The sequence below is a fragment of the uncultured Maritalea sp. genome (genome assembly GCF_937139385.1).
GTDB classification, from domain to species: Bacteria; Pseudomonadota; Alphaproteobacteria; order Rhizobiales; family Devosiaceae; genus Maritalea; species Maritalea porphyrae_A.
In genome coordinates, this window is the sequence record NZ_CAKZPW010000014.1 from 1 (window position 1) to 16374 (window position 16374).

The window sequence follows — 16374 nt, forward strand, 5'->3', positions numbered from 1 at the left end:
TCGTCAGAGGTCAAATCTTTAATAGAAATTTGGAAATCGGTTCCTCCTCCTAAAGTAATCGAAGCCGCTTCTTTCTCGAAAGTCAAATCTGAGCGTACTATTTTGGCAGTGAATTTGTGGTTGGTGTCACGCCATTTTACTTTACTATCTGCTCCATCTACATAATCATCAGAAAGTGGATAAATGGCTCTTTGAGAAGTAAATCCCAATTCTAAAAGCCCTTTTTTCGTTGCTCCCGAATTATCGACTGCAAAGTGAACCGCCATTTCATCCGCATCCATCAAGGCCCAAGCCCCGGCGTTTAGAACGGCAATATCAATTGCACCGTCGGCTTCTATAGCCTCGATCACTTCATGCACGCGCTTTTGCTCGGTTACGTCCAACGGGTAGGCAGCAATGTTTGAGCTAGCGCTCGCCAACTCGTTGAGTTTACCTTCTGAACGCGCAGAAATCGCAACACTGTCACCCTGCCCGGCCAATCGTTCGGCCAAAGCGTAGCCAATGCCCGAGCTAGCGCCGGTAATCCATATCCGGCGCTTCTCGTCGTGATGATGATGATCCATGATTATATTCCGATAATCGGCTGCAAAAGACGTTCAATAATGCCTTTGAATTTGGTCGGTTTTTCCGTCGCGACCAAACAAATGCATGGGCCACCACCTGGCTCAACGATTGGTTGATGTTCCACATGCTCATCCAAATCCGCAATATCACCTGGCCCAAACCGACCAAACCGATCATTGTAGGCGCCAGACAAAATCAGCGTCATTTCCATACCGCCATGCCCATGTTCTGGCACGGCCTGTCCTTCAGCAATATTCAAAAGATAAAGCGAAGATGGCACATCTTTGTCCAAAACAATGTCATGTTTCGAGATACCTGGCGCAACCTTTTTCCATTCAATATCAGCAACTTGTGTACCAAGAAACCGTTGTAATGGCAAAGGCACATCCCCGGCGATCTTTGCGCGCCGTTTAGGGAATGGGTGCACATTCTGCGCATCTACACCGTCGAAGTTCGCTTTGTTTTGATCGTCAATTGCGCCCATAAGTTTGGCAAAAGCATCTTGTTCAACTGCAACTTCTTCAGCTGCTTCGAGCAATTGTCCGCCAAGCTCTTCAGCATTATGGGACGCTTTTTGGCATTGTGGGCACATCGCGATATGTGAGGCGACAATAACCGTAAAGGCTTCATCCAAATCGCCTGCGGCGTACCGTACCAATGTCGCATCGTCGAGGTGATGAGTGAGTTTCATCGCACCGCCTCCAATTTTCCTTTTAGCTTGCCATAGGCAAGTCGCATCCTTGATTTAACCGTGCCAATGGGCAGCGATAGCTTTTTAGCAATTTCGCTTTGACTCATGTCCGCAATAAACGCCAATTGAATGACGTCGCGTTGGTCTTGCGGTAACTCTTTCATGGCAGCGCTCACGCATTCTTCGCGTTCTACTTGCAACATTGCATCGTCGCTGGATTGGCCATCATCTGCAATTTCCATTTCGTACACATCAACATATGGTCGTGACGATGCCTTGCGAAACAGATCAATCCGCGCGTTCCGCGCGATGGTAAAAATCCAAGCACCAACGGTACCGCGGTCGGGCGAAAATTGAGATGATTTTCTCCATACCGTCATCATTACGTCTTGCATCAAGTCCTCTGCCTGCATCATGTTCACACCCCCTTTAAGCATCATGGCTTTGATACGGGGTGCAAAATGTTCGAAGAGAGCCTGAAATGCGGCACGATCTTGCTTAGAACCCACCATGGCAATTAAATGCCGATGATGCTTCGCAAGTTCAATAGCGGTATTGTGGTCGTTGTTACTCACAAGTTTTAACGCCGTTCGCATATTGCAGTCTCCCAATTGTATAAGCGTTACGCATGGGAACGTCGAGTGGATTACTGCAATTCAAAAATAGTTGAAATTACGTAGGACTTATTGCTCGAAATGGGCCTGCACGTCCTTTGCCCACCCCAAAAACAAGCCATCATCAGTTTGAAGCACTGGCCGTTTCATCAATGATGGATTGGCTTTGAGCAACTCCATCGCAGGCAAAGCGCGCGAAGCCTCATCAAGCTGACGCCAGGTGGTGGACTTTTTGTTCACCAATTTCTCTTCACCAAACTTTTGCAGAAAACAAGACAAAGCCGCATCGTCCAAAGGGGTTTGACGCACATCGATAAACTCAACAGTGTTGCCATTAGCTTCAAGTGCTTTCTTGGCTTTCCTGCAACTGTCGCAGTTTTTCAAACCGTAGAGTTTCATGTTAAATCTCCCCTTTTTGTAGTTTCTCATAAAGTGATGGTAGAACCAGACCATCATACCCTTTACGCGAAACACCGTGCCACATGGCTGACAAAATGGCTTCTTCTGTTGCCTCAACAGCCGCCAAAAACAAGCCGTCCAACAAAGTTTCGTCTAAACGGGTTCCTAAAGGTCCCGACGTTGAAAACGCCACGGCAATATCGCCACTGCCATTTCCCAAATAACTACCGGTTCGTCCCAACGCCGCCCCAGAACGCTTAGCGACCCGCTTTAGCTGTCGTGCGTCCAATGGCGCATCTGTTGCCAACACAATAATAATAGATCCTTTGTCCGGACTTTGTGTGTGATCGCTATTTGCCGACAATTTTTTCCCACAAAAGCGGAACTCTGATTGTGCGCCATAGTTTGAGAGCACCAAAGCGCCCAAAGTAAATCGATCGTCACCGATTTCAACGAGCCGTGACGCACTGCCAATCCCCCCTGCATACCCAAAACTCTTCATGCCGGTGCCTGCACCGATTGAACCCAAAGCAAATTCCACGCCTGTGGTATCAAGCGCCACGCGCGCCAATTCTTCAGTCACGTGAAATGCTTGAATATCGTTCAATTGCCCGTCGTTGCATTCAAGCGCAACCGCATTCACCGTAGGTAACCCGCGGCCAATTTTTAGGTTCTCATCAATAGCGCGCTTGATCAAGGTGGTCGTGCAAACCGGCATCGCAAATGTGTTGCTCAACAGAATTGGCGTTTCAAGTTGCCCCAATTCTTCAAGCTGCACCAAGCCAACGCTTTTGCCAAAACCGTTTAGCACTGCAACACCTGCTTCAACCTTGTTGGTAAATAGGTTACCCGCATGTGGCCTTATCGCGGTTACCCCAGTTCGGGCCGTTCCATCGAGCATTGTGGCATGGCCAACGGTTACCCCAGGCACATCTGAAATCAAATTCAGCCCACCGCATGGCAATGTCCACCAGCCACCGCTCAATTGTTCAAACAATGTGTTGTTCCGCATACTCGATCCATCCAAATTAGTGCGTGCATGCTGAAGACCAACACCATCACATGCAATCACCAATTAGTCTTTTCCCCACCACATCAAAGCGAAGGGCATGAAAAAACTAAGATAGAACAAGCGTGCAATATGGTGTGTCGCGACAAATGTTGGGTCCAAGTTCAGCGCAAAGGCCATCGCCGCCATTGCTTCAACGCCCCCCGGTGCAAATGCCACCACCAGTTGGGCAATTGGCAAATCAATTAGCTGCGCCAACAACACCGCAAAAAGAATGGCAGCGAACACGCCGACCAATGTGATCGCCATGCCAGCCCCAAACGCTTTGCGCAATTCAGCCAAAGAAACGCCAGAAAACCGTGTGCCAATCATTGACCCCAAAATCGTGAGCGCCGGCAAAGTAAGCCATTGCGGCATATGCCCCGAAACCAAACCTGACAAATGGGAAATGAGCGAAACAATCATGCCCGCCAACACAAATGCGGCTGGCACCCTAAATTTTTTGAACGCCAAACCAACCAGCGCAGCCATGGCCAAACTAAAGGCCACCCAACGCAAATCCATAAACGTGGTGGGAACAACAAATCCGTTTGCAGCCAAGCCAGACCACACCACCAACATCGGCACCACAAGGGTAAGTGCCAACACACGGATGCTCTGAACAATTGCAACAAGTCTTATGTCGGCTCCCGAATCTACACCAAGCCCAATCACAAAGCTCAAGTGCCCGGGCGAAGCCCCAAGCACGGCTGTTTTCGCGTCATATTTCCAAAATCGTTTCAGCACAAATTGGCTTAAAAAGAACCCCAAAGTCACCGCCAAAACTACAGCGATCAAGCTCAATGGCCACTGTTTGGCCGTTTGATAAACCTCAGGGGTTACACTGGTCCCCATTGATAGACCGATGACCAAAAATGAAACGTCGCGCACCCGCGTTTCAAACGCCAAGTCCAAGCCCAATAAACCTGCTAATGTAACCGCAATTGAAGGGCCCGTTAACGCAGGGGCCGGCAAGTTGATCCAAAACGCAATAAGCGCACCAACACCACCAATGGCAAGCGCAAGCGCTGTTTTTCGCCACAATGCGAAATCTGTCATAAAATTCACCACAAACTGTTCGAACGATAACCCGCGTGTGCCGAACATGTGTGGGACGATTGGCAAGACTCAACGAGTTAAGTCTTTAAAGATTAAGCAGATAAAAGCGAAACGACAAGATCATTTTTCTGCAAATCCGACTTATCTTGTCACTTGGCGAAAAAATCAGAATGTGCCAACCTGCAGATCCCTCCAAAACGCACAAATGCCTCAAAAAGGTGACTAAATGTACCAGAATATGTCAGGCCTTGCCGCCCAATCCAACTTGAGCGTGATTGACCTGCGCTCCGACACGGTCACCCAACCCAGCCCCGCTATGCGCGCCTTTATGATGGATGCTGAAGTCGGTGATGATGTCTATGGCGATGACACGACCATCAACGCGCTTGAAGCGAAAACCGCAGCACTGTTGGGCAAAGAAGCCGGGTTGTTTTTGCCCTCAAGCACCATGTCGAACCTAGCTGCAATGATGGCCCACACCCGGCGCGGCGAAGAGATCATTGTGGGCCGCGGCTACCACATCTTCAAATATGAGGCGGGCGGCTCGTCAGTTTTGGGCGGCGCATTTCCATATCCATTGGAAGTGGCGTTGGACGGCGGCCTAGAGCCAAATGACATTGACGCGGCAATCAAGCCTGACGATCCACATTTTCCCATGTCGCGTGTCTTGAGCCTTGAAAACACCCACACTGGCCAAGCGGTATCCTTAGACCGCATCAACGCATGTCTTGATGTGGCAGATACGCACGGACTAACCAAACATTTAGACGGCGCCCGTTTCTTCAATGCGATCACAAAACTTGGCATTTCCCCTACCGACTTAGCGTCCCGTTTTGACAGCATTAACATCTGCCTATCCAAGGGCCTTGGCGCACCTGTTGGCGCGGTGCTGGTTGGCTCAACATCTACCATTGCTGCTGCGCGCCGTTGGCGCAAAATGCTCGGTGGCGGCATGCGGCAAGCTGGGCTGATCGCAGCGGCGGGCATCTATGCGCTCGACAACAATGTTCGCCGCTTACAAGACGACCATGATCGCGCTGCAACTTTGGCAAATGAGTTGACCGCCCTGAACAAGTTCAAAGTTACCTATCAAGCCAATCAAACCAACATGGTCTATATTGAACCAGCGGCAAAAGATATTGAACCCTTGCGCCAACACCTTGGTCAGCGAGGCATTAATATGGGTGGCGGCAGCCCCGTCCGCATTGTAATGCATTTGGATATTGACGATGACGGATTGACGCGCATTATCGATGGGTTCAAAAGCTATTACGGCTAATTTTAGAGACCCCATATGATCGCGCCAAAATACAACAACAACCTTTGGACCAACACAGCAGCTACACCTTTGGCGCTTGACGCGTTTACGGGTGAACTGAACGTTGACCTCATCATCATTGGTGGCGGCTTTACCGGGTGCGCTGCAGCGCTCGAAGCGGTACAAAGGGGCCTGTCAGTTGTTCTATTGGAGGCACAATCCATCGGATTTGGCGGCTCTGGCCGCAATGTTGGACTGGTCAATGCAGGGCTCTGGACCCCGCCAGACGATGTTGAAAGCACTTTGGGACATGCGGCAGGACAAAAGCTAAACGCCGCTCTCGCCAGCGCCCCCGACTTGGTGTTTTCTCTAATCGAGAAGCACCAAATCAACTGCGACGCTGTGCGCAACGGCACCCTGCATTGTGCGCATTCATCAACCGGTTTGAAAGACTTACACTCCCGGTTTACCCAACAAAAAAAGCGCAACGCCCCAGTTGAATTGATCAATAGAGACGCCACCTGCCAACGCACCGGCAGCGACACTTTTGAAGGGGCTCTGTTTGATCCGCGCGCGGGCACTATTCAGCCCTTGAGCTATTGTCAAGGATTAGCGCAAGCCGCCATCACAAAGGGCGCCAAGCTGTTTGAGAACAGCCCGGCCCTTTCCATAGAAAGACAACTCGAACAATGGCAGGTAAAAACCCAAAACGGAATGGCAACAGCACCAAACCTGATCGTGGCCACCAACGCCTATTCAAACGACCAACTGCTTGGCCAACAAGCCCGCTTTACACTTGTTCATTATTTTCAGTTCGCAACCGAACCTTTAACTGACAAAGAACGTGAAACCGTTCTGCCAAACCTTGAAGGCTGTTGGGACACAGCATTGGTCATGTCTTCGTTCCGCTATGATCGAGATGGCAGGCTGTTGGTTGGTTCTGTTGGCTCATTGGACCACGCCGCCTCTGCAACCCACGAGTTTTGGGCGCAAAAGAAATTGGCTGCGATTTACCCTCAACTCGCCCACAAAAAGCTTGATCATGCCTGGCATGGGCGCATTGCCATGACTCACGATCATTTGCCAAAACTGGTCGAGTTTGGCCCCAACGCCTATTCCGTATTTGGCTATTCAGGGCGAGGCATTGGCCCTGGAACTGTTTTTGGCACCTCACTGGCACAAATGATTGCCACGGGCGACAAAACCCACCTGCCGATGCCCCCTATGAGCGAATATTCAGAGCAATTCACCAAAGTGGCAGGTCTTTATTACGAAACAGGATCAGTTCTCACCCACGCTTCGTTTGCCGCAGGGCGCAGCCTAATCGGACGCTAAGCGCTTTCCCGCCAAATCATCTAAAATTGGGCAATCTGGCCGGTGGTCACCATGACAATTGTCGATCAAAACCGACAAGGTTGACTTGAGAGAATTGAGTTCTTTGATCTTTTGCTCAATCAATGCAATCTTTTTCTTGGCGATAACTTTCACATCGGCGCTAGCGCGTTGCTCATCGTTATAAAGCGAAAGCAACACGCGGCACTCTTCAATAGTGAACCCGAGGCTGCGCGAACGTTGCAAAAAGCACAATCGATGAATGTCCTCTTCGCAATAGTCGCGATAGCCATTGTCCGCCCGACTAGGGCGAACCAGCTCAATCTCTTCGTAATAGCGGATCGTTTTAGCGGGCAAACCCGAACGATCCGCTGCCTGACCAATATTCATCGCTTGGCCTTTTCACGGCATCCATAGGTGGCCACCAATTCTTTGATGTCTTCTTCCGAAAACCCAATTTTTTGCGCCAATTCGATCATATGCTCGAACTCTTTTTTCTCAACAGGACACATGTGTGTTTCCTTCTCTTTCTTGCGGCTAAAGCTTTAGCCCGCGCAATCTTAGTGCGTTTGAAATAACCGAAACCGATGACAAGCTCATGGCAGCGGCCGCCAGCATGGGGGACAACAAAGCCCCCGTTAGCGGAAACAGAACACCCGCGGCAATCGGCACACCAATGGTATTGTAAGCAAAGGCAAAAAACAGGTTTTGCTTGATATTATCTATTGTCGCTTTGGACAGTTTGCGGGCCCGCACGATACCAACCAGATCCCCTTTTAGCAAAGTGATCCCCGCGCTTTCAACGGCAACGTCCGCGCCCGTTCCCATGGCCAAACCAACGTCGGCAGCGGCCAAAGCGGGCGCATCATTTACCCCATCGCCCGCAACCGCCACTTTATGGCCTTTCGCTCGAAAAGCTTCGACCAAATCCTTTTTGCCTTCAGGCAACACATCAGCATAAACTTCATCTATGCCCAATTGTTCCGCAACAGCTTTTGCAGTCGCTTCATTATCACCTGTGGCCATAACCACTTTGAGGCCCTGACGATGAAGTTCATCAATTGCTTGTTTGGTTGTGGGTTTTATCGGATCAGCCACCGCTATCATGCCAGCATATTGGCCTTCAACAGCAACAAACATCACTGTTTTGCCTTTTGAACGAAGCTCATTTGCCGCATCCGCCATTGCCGCTACATTTACCTTCGCGCCATCCATAAGCGCCTGATTGCCCAACAACACAGCTTTTCCCTCAATGCTGCCCGCAACACCTTTACCGGTGATCGCCTCAAATCCGTCAACAGATTGAATTTGAGCACCTTTTTCTTTCGCCGCCTCAAATATTGCTTCGGCAAGCGGATGTTCAGAGCCGCTTTCGAGCGACCCAACAATGCTGAGCAGTTGCTCTTCATCAATCTCTGGTGCGGGCAAAATATCGGTCAAGTGCGGCTGCCCTTGGGTAAGCGTTCCGGTTTTATCAACAATCACAACATCCACCTCGGCCATGCGCTCAAGTGCTTCAGCTTCACGCACCAGAACCCCAGCTTGCGCACCGCGTCCTGTTGCCGTCATCACCGACATAGGCGTCGCCAAACCAAGCGCACAAGGACACGCAATAATCAGCACTGAAACCCCCGCAATCGTTGCAAAAACAATTGCGGGCTGTGGTCCAACAAGCAGCCAAACAAAAAACGCAATCACTGCCACGCCAACAACAGTTGGCACAAAATAGCCAGCAACCTTATCGGCCAAGCCTTGGATGGGTGCACGAGAACGTTGTGCAGCTGCAACCATCGCCACAATTTTTGCAAGCATGGTCTGGTCGCCAACTTTTTTGGCTTCAATGACAATCGAGCCATTCTTGTTGATCGTTCCACCAGTTACCGATGCGCCAATGGTCTTTTCAACCGGCACCGGTTCACCGGTAATCAAGCTCTCATCAATATTGGTTTTACCCTCAAGCACGACCCCATCAACGGGCACGCTTTCACCTGGGCGCACGCGCAATTTGTCGCCCGATAGAATGTTTTCGAGCGGTGCATCATACTCAGAACCATCCGCGTTTATTCGACGCGCTTTCTTTGGCGCAAGATCAAGCAATGCCCGAATGGCATCGCCGGTGCGCTCACGCGCCCGCAGTTCCAAAACCTGGCCCACGAATACCAGCGCAATAATCACCACCGCCGCTTCAAAATAAACTGGCGCATGTCCGCCCATCAATACTTCAGGCGGGAAGATCTGCGGCGCCACCGTCGCCACAACGCTGAACCCAAACGCAGCTCCAACGCCCAGCATGATGAGGGTCCACATGTTGTAATTGCCGGTGCGCAAAGACATCCAGCCCCGTTCAAAAAACGGGAATGCCGCCCACAAGACAACAGGCGTCGCCAACGCAAGTTCAATCCATACCGCGATGTTTTCGCCAATCCAATGCCGGATCGGCAAACCAACCATAGGTCCCATAGTCAATATCAACAAAGGAATAGCCGCCGCTATACTGACCCATAGCCGACGGGTGAAATCAACCAACTCGTGGTTTTCCCCCTCTGGCACCCCATCCATTGGTTCAAGCGCCATCCCACAAATCGGGCACGTCCCCGGCCCTTCTTGCACAATTTCAGGATCCATTGGGCAAGTGTACATTGCCGTCTTGGGCGCAGCTTTCGCTTTTCGTTTGTTCGCACCTGACAAATAGAAGAATGGATCAGCCTCAAATTTGGCATGACATTTAGGGTTACAGAAGTGATATTCTTTTCCCTCATGGGTCAAATGTGGCTTACCCGCACCCAATTTCACCGTCATCCCACATACTGGGTCAATCACGCTATCAGGTGTGATTCCACCTTCGTGTGCATGATCATGCCCGCAACCGCATGTTTTTTCATTAGATTTGCTATCGATTGTCGTCTCGGACATTGGGCGATCCACCGTCAATTGTTGAACTTGACAGCATATATAAACCTTACAGTAATTGGAAGGTCAAGGACGCATAGCAGCTGCGACATTTAGGAACATCTGGCACCAAAAAATATTGAACAGTGCAAGGCTAAGACTTATCGCCCCACTTTGCAGCGCCATCGCGCACCAATTGCACAAACTCCTGTCGCAAGTCATTCAACTTGTCTAATTCCGCTTGGTCCTCGTAGTCCGCGCAGTGCTCGAGCACATATTCAGCACTTGCCACAACATCACGCCAACGCGGATGAGTTGGCAAGGTTTCAACACTGAAGTACTTATCAAGCGTTCGCGTTTGCAGCGAAGAACGATCCAAATGAACACGCCAAATCCCGCTTTTTTCCGCAAATTCAAACTTGTTGGATTTCGTATGGTCTTGCCACACACAAAGCACGCTTTTCATTAAACGAACTGTGGTTTTGCGATAGTGAACGCGGTCGGGTTGATCATCAACTGCTGAAACCATGGACAGTCTTGGCGGCACAGAAGCCATTGGCACTTCAATTGTTTCCAGTGCTTTTTGCAGTGCTGCAATATCGGCCGTTTTCGAACCAGTCTCGTTGCTCTGTTCTGGAACCAAAACCAAACTCAACCCGCCACCGGCTTCTTGGTCCATTTCAAACGCAAAAACCGTGACCTCACCAACGCCAGCCATTGAAAGAGTTCTGGGCTCCGCCTGCCCGTTAGCATTGCAGTCCTCAAGTAGGGAGTGAAAGAATCCCGCTGGCATGCGCGATGAAATATCTACGCCTTCAACATCGGTGCCAATCCAATTGAGCGCAAATCGGTTCGCATAGGTCAAACGCCCACTTTCATCTACACACCAAAGACCAACATTGAGCGTATCCAACAACCCAGCCATTCGGTTTTGTGACAAACGCAATGCATCTTCAACTTGAATGCGGCGCTGCATTTCATTGTGCAATTTCGCGTTTTCTGCCGTTGCTTGGCGCGCTTTTTGCGCTTCCAAAAGCGTACTGATCCGGGCCAGCAGTTCGTCCTTGACGAACGGTTTCACCACATAATCGTTTGCCCCTGCTTCAAGCCCTGCAATAATATCGCGCGTTCGACTACGTGCCGTGACCATAATAATGGGCAGTTCCAACCGGTCAAACCGTTCACGCAATCGTCGCGCCACTTCAAGCCCACTCAAATCGGGCATCATTACATCCAGAATAATCAACTGTGGTTGCGCGGCTTCAATCATCTCAAGCGCGGCTTTGCCGCTGTCTGCAGTGCGAACGCCAAATCCTTGGGGCAGTAAAACATTGCGTAAAACTTGCAAATTAATGGGTTCGTCATCCACCACCAAAATGTCCGGCGCACCCTTTTTCTTGGGCGCTTCATAAGTCAGGGCCAGATTGTCCAAACTGTTTAGCGTTTCATGATATCCATCTTCTAATCCCGCCACCACGGGCACGCCTTCATGTTCAAAATCTTGTTGCGTGGCAGACCGCAACCTCAGTGAAAAATTGGACCCTTCACCCAATGCACTTGTGGCAGTTAACCGTCCACCAAGTATGGTCGCCAGCTGGCGCGCAATGGTCAGCCCTAACCCAGTGCCTCCAGTTTTGCGTGCCGTATCGACCCCATCATCGGCCTGCTCCAGCGGCTGGAACATGCGGCCCAAATCTTCTTGCGAAATGCCAACGCCGGTATCAACAATTGAAATATCCACCCAGTCGTCTTTTGCCTCTGCAAAAATGCGGATGGAGCCAGCTTCAGTATATTTGATCGCGTTGCCAACAAGGTTGTGCAAAATCTGCTCAAGCCGCACCGGGTCAGCCATCACCAACGGCGTATCCTTTTCAATATCCACCCGCAAGGTAACCGGTTCGCCCTGCAACAAAGGCTCAGACAGCTGCAAAACATTGCGCACACTTGTTGCCACATCAACCGGGTGCATATCCAGCCGCATTCGCCCTTGCCGAATACGATAAAGGTCGAGCAGGTCATCAACCAAGCGCGACAGTTTTCGCGCACTAAACGTTATAAGCTGCAACTGGCTGCGCTGTCGCTCGCTCAAGTCCCCAGCCACACCAGCGGACAAGGTTTCGGATATACCAACAATGCCATTCAGAGGGGTGCGCAACTCGTGGCTAGTATTGGCCAAAAACGTGTCCTTCATCCGGTCAGCTTCTTCAAGCTGCGCGTTTTTTTCGCCAATCGCCTCAACGTTGGCATTGATTTGGCTAAGCTGTTCGCGCACGGCATCGCGCATGCGGCCAAAGCTGTCCGCTAACCGTTTCAACTCGATTGGCTTCTCAATCCGTGGCATCGAGCGATTAAGGTCCCCTGCCGCAATCGCTTCAGCGGTGTTTGTGATCCGCAAAATTGGATTGGTGGCACTGCGTGCCAGCCGCGCCGCAATCAAAAACAATATAGGGATCGCCAAAAGGGCAATGGTTGTCACAGTCCCAATTAGAGTATTGGCCGTTGAGTAAGCTTGGGCCGACGGCACTTCACTCACTAATAGCCAGTTCGCATCGAACACGGGCACATCCCCAAAGGCCGCCAAAGCCGCACTGCTCGAAAGACCCCGGTCAATTTTCGCGGTCCCCGAATTTGGCAATGTCGCTCGATCAATCGCCGGTCTTTCCCCAATCGCATATATGCCATCCAAGGGCTGGCTCAGCACCTGCCGACGCGAGGACAACAAATAGATTTGCCCCGCCTCTCGCGTTTCAGATTGCACGATCCGCTCAATTCCATCCGTTTGCAGCCGGAAGATCACGGCCCCGCTCGGGCGTGAATAAAACCGCACCTTAACCGCCACATAGGCAACAAACTCACCAGTCACGGGGTCATGTTCAAAATCGCCAAAAACGATGCCTTGATCAGTTTCCCCGTTCAACACCTCATGGGCAACCTTTGCCAAAGGCGAATTGGACACCGCCCCGGATATGCTGGTCGCAAGGTAATTGTCTTTTTCAACCGAATAGACAATGCGGCCACCATTATTCACGAGATAAAGATTGTCATATTCTGAGGAGGCCAAAAAAGCCTCATATTCGCCGTGGAACTGAGTATGCATATTGTCGTAAATCAACGCAGAACTGATTAGATCGTCACGACTGATGGCATTTTCACCGGCGCCGATTCCAAACGCGCCGCGCAATATCCGTGCAGCTTCTTCTGGCTCGGTAGATATTTCGCGAAACCCGTAGCTAAAACCGTAAAATTCGCCAATTGAATAGCGCACAATATTGGTCTGGCTCAGGCTGTCGGCTTGGCGTGAAGCGAACTGAATATATTGCCTGATCTCGGAACGTTTTGCTTCGTTTACAAATTCAAGTTTGGCAAAATTTTCCCCTTCAACATTGCGGATTAGCACGTAGAAGAAAGTCGCGCTGACGATAAGCAAGGGGATCAACGATATGCCTGCAAAGGCCAGTAAAAGGCGCGCATGCAAACCTTTGGGCGCCAGAATGTCGATGCCGAAATAATTCACCTAATACTCCCTCAAAACAACGCCAAAGCGCCCTTTTTGTCCCAGCCAAACTTTGCCCAACTTCGTCTCTTGTTCTCTATCCCAATAACAAGACAACCATCACTTTTGACGATTTTACGGCACATTTTTCAGAACCGTTGAAGTGACTCTAGGTATTAAATTGGTTCTGTATAGGATTTCCGGTATTGATGGCCAGGTCAAGTTTCATTTTTGGCACCGATCCGGAACGAGGGATTTGCAGCGCAATCAATGATGTTGCAGATTATGAGGAATATTTTTAGGAGGAAACCCCATGCGTTCTAGCATGATTTTGCCCGCAATTGCGTCTGCGCTTATGCTGACAACAGCCGGTGCTCAAGCCGAAGCGATTTTGACAGCCGTGCCGCACCAAACTACGGCGCACATCGAAAACTACAACCCATTCAACCAAACAACTGTTTTGCGCTCTGTACGTGACTTCATGTACGAGCAACTCGTTGTCTTCAACCGCATCCAAGGTGGCCGCGCTGAATACCGTTTGGCAGAAAGCTTTGAATATTCTGACGATCTTAAGTCAGTAACGTTCAAGCTTCGCGATGGCCTAAAATGGTCAGACGGCGAAGCGCTTGACGCTGACGATGTGGTATTCACCTTCAACCTGATCAAAGAACACCCAGCGCTCGACGTTCGTGCGATTTGGGAAAAATTGGATAGTGTTGAAAAAGTCGACGCCACCTCTGTCAAAGTGAACTACAAAGAAGCAAGCACTGGCCTGATCTTTGATGTGGCACGTTTGCACACGGTGCCTGAACACATTTGGTCATCAATTGAAGATCCTGTGAGCAGCTTGAACTTGAACCCGGTTGGTTCTGGTCCGCTTACAGAAATCCGTCGCTTTACACCGCAAGAATATGTGCAGTGTCGCAACCCGTTCTATTTCCAGAATGACGATCTTGCAGTTGACTGCATGCGCTTCCCACAAATCGCCAACAACGACCAAGCCCTAACAGCAGCCGCAAAAGGCGAGTTGGATTGGTTTGGCTCATTCCTGCCCGACATTGAAAAAACCTACGTTGCAAAAGACCCAGAAAACCACAAATACTGGTTCCCTGGTGGCTCGTTGGTCATTTTCAACATGAACATGAATGCAACCGAAGAGGGCAACAAAGAAGCCTTTAACGACGTTAATTTCCGTCGCGCGTTCTCCATGTCAATGGATCGCCAAGCCATGGTTGATATTGCAGGTTACGGTTACCCAACAATCAACCAATATCCATCTGGTCTTGGCCGTGGTTACCACGCTTGGAACAATCCAGAAGCTGATGCACAATATGGCAAGTTCACCGAATATAATGTAGAAGCTGCAGCAGCATTGTTGGCAGAAGCTGGCTACAAAGATACCGATGGTGACGGTTTTGTTGAAACACCATCAGGCAAACAAATCTCGTTTGATCTGATCGTGCCAAACGGCTGGACTGACTGGGTGAACACCGTGCAATTGGCTGTTGAAGGGCTGCATGAAGCAGGCGTGAATGCGCGTGTTGCAACCCCTGAAGCTGCTGCATGGACACAAAGCTTGCTTGATGGCAGCTACCAAGCCGGTATCAACGCTTTGGTTGTCGGCGTTACACCACACATGGCGTTCGATACGTTCCATTCGTCAAAAGTGGGCTCAAGCCGCTTCTCAGTAACTGGTTACACCAATGAAGAGTTGGACGGGTTGCTTGATAGCTTCTTCAAAACATCTGATGAAGCCGAACAGCGTGCCATCATGAACGACGTGCAAATGATTTTGTCAAAAGATATGCCGCACGTTGCTGTGTTCAACAACCCATATTGGTACCAATATTCAACGAAACGTTTTGAAGGCTTCTTCTCTGCCGACAACGACCAAGCTGTACCAACCGTACACGATGGCAACCCAGAACGTATTCTGCACCTGCTTTCAATAAAGCCCAAAAGCTAGATCCTGACACTAGCCTTGAGGGCTTAGTCCCTCCCGGTTGAAAGCATGAACAGGTGGGCGGCGCACAGCATAGCGTCGCCCATTCTCTAAATCTTGGGTGAACATATGTCTTTTATTCTGCGTCGCATTCTCTTTTACATCGTTGCCTTTTTGGTGGCCGCATCTATCAACTTCATGTTGCCCCGCCTGATGCCCGGCAACCCCATCGACATTATGTTCGCCAATGCAGGCAATACATTGCCACCTGAAGCGAAAAAAGCGCTCGCTGAAACGTTCGGCTTTGTGGAACGTCCGCTGTACGAAGAGTATTTCATCTATCTAAAGTCCGTCTTTTCTTGGGATTTTGGCATCTCCATCAAGTACTACCCGCTCACCGTTCTCGACGTCTTGATGATGGCCTTGCCCTGGACCCTGTTCCTAGCTGGCACCTCCGTCATTTTGGCCTTTTGCATTGGCTCCATGTTGGGCGTTTATGCCGCGTGGAAACGGGGCAGCTGGTTCGACAGTTTGGTGTCCCCTTCCGCGCTTGCGGTGCAATCTGTGCCAGCCCTTGTGGTCGCCATTACAACGCTTTACGTTTTCGGCCTTGTGCTGCAATGGCTCCCCACGGGATACGCCTATGCGCCAGCGCTTGATCCGGGTTGGACCTGGTCCTATTTCGGCTCAATCGCCTATCACGCCATCATGCCCGTCGGCACCCTCGCCTTTGTGTCGCTCGGGGGCTACTTGATCACCATGCGCAATAATATGATTGGGCAGCTGGGAGAAGAACATGTGGTTATGGGCCACGCGAAGGGCCTAACAGACAGCCGCGTGCGCTACAATTACGCCGCTCGCAATGCGCTTTTGCCTTCAATGACCGCATTTGCGCTTAGTCTGGGCTCTGTCATGGGTGGGTCGCTGATTATTGAAATCGTGTTCAACTATCCCGGCCTTGGCAATCTCTTGTTTCAAGGCATTATCGCGCGTGACTATCCGCTGATCCAAGGCCAATTGATCATCATGACCTTGGCCATGCTGACCGCAAATCTGCTCATCGACTTCATCTATATCTTCCTCGA

Annotated in this window: 14 protein-coding genes; 4 read left to right on the forward strand and 10 right to left on the reverse strand. The window is 50.4% G+C overall.

Translation table 11 applies throughout. The annotated features are described in order from the left end of the window. From Q0231_RS00635 to Q0231_RS00660, 6 genes are all read right to left on the reverse strand, one after another. A partial coding sequence (locus tag Q0231_RS00635) for an SDR family oxidoreductase (RefSeq protein ID WP_299343684.1) occupies positions 1 to 563 on the reverse strand: 563 nt, incomplete at its 3' end. A gap of 2 nt (positions 564 to 565) precedes the next feature. Beyond that, positions 566 to 1255, reverse strand: a complete 690-nt coding sequence (locus tag Q0231_RS00640) for a ChrR family anti-sigma-E factor (RefSeq protein WP_299343687.1) — start codon at positions 1253 to 1255, stop codon at positions 566 to 568. Beyond that, positions 1252 to 1851: a sigma-70 family RNA polymerase sigma factor gene (locus Q0231_RS00645; RefSeq protein WP_299343689.1), complete on the reverse strand. Its 600-nt coding sequence runs from the start codon at positions 1849 to 1851 to the stop codon at positions 1252 to 1254. Before Q0231_RS00645 ends, Q0231_RS00640 begins: the two co-directional genes overlap by 4 nt. Before the next feature lie 87 nt (positions 1852 to 1938). Beyond that, positions 1939 to 2268, reverse strand: coding sequence for an ArsC/Spx/MgsR family protein (locus tag Q0231_RS00650; RefSeq protein ID WP_299343692.1), 330 nt, complete (start codon positions 2266 to 2268; stop codon positions 1939 to 1941). 1 nt (position 2269) lies between these two features. Then, positions 2270 to 3280: a P1 family peptidase gene (locus tag Q0231_RS00655; protein ID WP_299343694.1), complete on the reverse strand. Its 1011-nt coding sequence runs from the start codon at positions 3278 to 3280 to the stop codon at positions 2270 to 2272. Between the two features lie 63 nt (positions 3281 to 3343). After that, positions 3344 to 4375 (reverse strand): AbrB family transcriptional regulator, encoded by a 1032-nt coding sequence (locus Q0231_RS00660; protein WP_269394652.1) that lies wholly within the window; start codon positions 4373 to 4375, stop codon positions 3344 to 3346. Between the two features lie 226 nt (positions 4376 to 4601). Between Q0231_RS00660 and ltaE the strand changes: the two genes are divergently transcribed. Next, positions 4602 to 5654 (forward strand): low-specificity L-threonine aldolase, encoded by a 1053-nt coding sequence (gene ltaE, locus Q0231_RS00665; RefSeq protein ID WP_299343700.1) that lies wholly within the window; start codon positions 4602 to 4604, stop codon positions 5652 to 5654. 15 nt (positions 5655 to 5669) lie between these two features. Continuing rightward, positions 5670 to 6968: an FAD-binding oxidoreductase gene (locus tag Q0231_RS00670; protein ID WP_299343702.1), complete on the forward strand. Its 1299-nt coding sequence runs from the start codon at positions 5670 to 5672 to the stop codon at positions 6966 to 6968. Here the strand turns inward: Q0231_RS00670 and cueR are convergent. From cueR to Q0231_RS00690, 4 genes are all read right to left on the reverse strand, one after another. Further along, positions 6954 to 7355, reverse strand: coding sequence for a Cu(I)-responsive transcriptional regulator (gene cueR / locus Q0231_RS00675; RefSeq protein ID WP_269394649.1), 402 nt, complete (start codon positions 7353 to 7355; stop codon positions 6954 to 6956). The two genes, Q0231_RS00670 and cueR, sit on opposite strands and share 15 nt — an antisense overlap. Next, positions 7352 to 7477 carry a hypothetical protein gene (locus Q0231_RS00680; RefSeq protein WP_269394648.1) on the reverse strand — a complete coding sequence of 42 codons (126 nt, stop codon included), beginning with the start codon at positions 7475 to 7477 and terminating at the stop codon, positions 7352 to 7354. The genes cueR and Q0231_RS00680 overlap by 4 nt, the downstream gene beginning before the upstream one ends. 25 nt (positions 7478 to 7502) lie before the next feature. Then, the gene (locus Q0231_RS00685; protein ID WP_299343708.1) at positions 7503 to 9878 is read right to left on the reverse strand and encodes a heavy metal translocating P-type ATPase; all 2376 of its coding nucleotides are present in this window, start codon (positions 9876 to 9878) and stop codon (positions 7503 to 7505) included. A gap of 130 nt (positions 9879 to 10008) precedes the next feature. Next, complete coding sequence (locus tag Q0231_RS00690) at positions 10009 to 13368, reverse strand: response regulator (RefSeq protein ID WP_269394646.1); 3360 nt, start codon at positions 13366 to 13368, stop codon at positions 10009 to 10011. 292 nt (positions 13369 to 13660) lie between these two features. Here Q0231_RS00690 and Q0231_RS00695 point away from each other — a divergent pair, with 292 nt between their 5' ends. Continuing rightward, a complete protein-coding gene (locus Q0231_RS00695; RefSeq protein ID WP_269394645.1) occupies positions 13661 to 15313 on the forward strand; it encodes an ABC transporter substrate-binding protein in 1653 nt (550 codons plus the stop codon). 105 nt (positions 15314 to 15418) lie between these two features. Further along, positions 15419 to 16374, forward strand: a 956-nt coding sequence (locus Q0231_RS00700) for an ABC transporter permease (RefSeq protein WP_299343711.1), incomplete at its 3' end; no start/stop codon positions are given.